Annotated in this window: 1 protein-coding gene; it reads left to right on the top strand. The window is 58.9% G+C overall.

Annotated features, from left to right (window positions below):
• The first annotated feature begins 503 nt into the window (after nucleotides 1-503).
• Nucleotides 504-1,871: an integron integrase gene (locus GNK13_RS16135; RefSeq protein WP_203329097.1), complete on the top strand. Its 1,368-nt coding sequence runs from the start codon at nucleotides 504-506 to the stop codon at nucleotides 1,869-1,871.
• The last annotated feature ends 380 nt before the right edge of the window (nucleotides 1,872-2,251 follow it).

Below are 2,251 nucleotides of genomic sequence, written 5' to 3' on the forward strand. Positions count from 1 at the left end.
AGGTGACCTTTGGTGGTCGGCGAATAAGGATTGTTGTTGCCTAGCATTCGTTGTCCGGTTGGTCGAAAGATCCGGACTGCACCGTTGGCATAACAATTAATTATGTGTGGCTCAGCGAGATTTTACTGAGAAGCATTCTTTGGCTGAGCCGCGGCATATCTGCGGCCCCCCGATCTTACGGGGCGGCATGCCGTGGTGTCAAAAAATTTTTTCCGCTCGCCGCGTTGCATGGGGGTCGGTAGTGGCGGGCGGAAACGCGGTTTCGACGGCAATACCGCAGGACACTTGGGGCTCAGATCGGCAACCCCCTTCTGCAGAGCCAGTGCCCGGCGACGCGGAAAATTTTCAGAATAGTGACTTGCCAGACAGCGGAACGCCCGTATAGATCCTATACAAAAATCGCCCCCCAGAGGACGGGGAGGCAACAGATCAGGCCGGAAAGCCTGACGTACGGGCTGGGTCAGGTCAGAAAGCATGACGTATGGGGCTTGGGGGAGGTAGCTATGGATCTCAATGTCTTTGTGCAGCGGCTGGGGCGGATGCATTTGAGTGGTGCGGAACAGACTTGGTATCCCAGGTGGGTCGAGGGGTACGCCCAGCACAACAGGCTCGAATCGCTTACGCCGCTGCCCATTCGCGAGAACCTGGTGATCGGTTTCTTGCGATCGCTGCGTGACAACCGGGTCCCTGCCTGGCGTCGGCTTCAGGCGGCTTGCGCATTGGAGGCGTATCAGCGGCTGGTGCTAGGCAGCGACGAGACTGACTTTCACCCGATCAAGTTGAAGCTCGGCGAAATCGCCCGCCGCGACGAGTTCTCCAACCAGGGGAGCGAGGAAGAGGCGCAGTTGGTGGAGGGAGAAGGAAATCCGGGGCGCGTCGATGAGGAAGAGCCTGAGATCGTGCAGCAGATGCGGGCGCGGATGCGGATGCTGCACCACCCCAAGAGCACCGAAGATGCCTATACGGGTTGGATTCGCCGCTTGATCCGCCACCTCGATGACGAGCGACTGGATCGATACGGCGAGAAGGAGATCGGCGAGTTTTTGACGGATCTCGCGGTCACGGGCGAGGTTGCGGCGGGGACGCAAAACCAGGCGCTGTCAGCCTGCTTGTTCTTGTACGGGAAAGTGCTGGGCCGCGAGGTTGGATTTATCAATGCACTGCGGGCGAGGGCGAGCGAGTACCGCCCGGTCGTGCTGACGAAAACTGAAGTCTCTGAGGTGCTCGGCTGGCTCCATGGCTCGATGCGGACCATGGGTTTGCTGATGTACGGCGGCGGGCTGCGACACCGCGAATGTCGGACGCTTCGGATCAAGGACGTCTGTTTCGAAAAGGGGCAGATTGTGGTCCGCAATGGCAAGGGGAACAAAGACCGAGTCACGGTATTGCCGGAGTCGGTCCATCAACCACTTCGGCGACAGATCGAAACGGCACGAGCGATTCATGCTGAGGATTTGGATCGGGGCTTGGGCGAAGTCTATTTGCCGTTCGCGCTGGCGAGAAAATACCCAAACGCCAACCGCGAACTTCGCTGGCAATACATCTTTCCTTCGCGGCAGTTGTCGAAAGACAATCGCAGTGGGAAAACGCGCCGCCATCATGTGCATGAAACGACTTTCCAAACGGCATTCCGCAAGGCGCTCCGCAGGACCGACATTACTAAGACCGCGGTGCCTCATACGCTGCGACACTCGTTCGCGACGCACTTGCTGGAGGACGGGGCAGATATCCGAACGGTCCAAGAGTTATTGGGGCACAAGGATGTCAAGACGACAATGATCTACACGCATGTGATGAATCGCCCGGGGCTGTGCGTGATCAGCCCGCTCGACCGGATGATGGGGACGGCGCCGGTAGCCGGTAGCCGGTAGCCGGGAGTAGGGAGTAGGGAGTAGGGAGTAGGGAGTAGGGAGTAGGGAGCAGGGAGCAGGGAGTAGGGAGTAGGGGGGGCCACGGACGGACACGGAAGCGCACGGAAAGCGGAAGGTCCGCGAAGAGCACGGAGAACGCTGACGCAAGGGAGGAGGGGAATGAGGGGTGGCAAGCTGAGATTCCCTGACTCTTCCGGAATCTATGTATGCACCTGGGCAGGGAAACAATCACCAATAATTCGAATAGCGGACACGGAAGGTCACGGAAAGGGGGAGGACCGCGGATAGCTCGGAGAACGCGGATGAAAGAAGGAGGGAGGTTTGGTGGGTAGCGATTTGGGATTTGAGATTTTTGAGTTTGGAAGGACGGGGGAGGGGAC

Source organism: Candidatus Laterigemmans baculatus (assembly GCF_010367455.1).
GTDB classification, from domain to species: Bacteria; Planctomycetota; Planctomycetia; order Pirellulales; family Pirellulaceae; genus Laterigemmans; species Laterigemmans baculatus.

Bases quoted from the DNA above. Each gene is read 5' to 3' on its own strand.
- GNK13_RS16135 (WP_203329097.1), top strand. From the start codon at position 504: ATGGATCTCAATGTCTTTGTGCAGCGGCTGGGGCGGATGCATTTGAGT.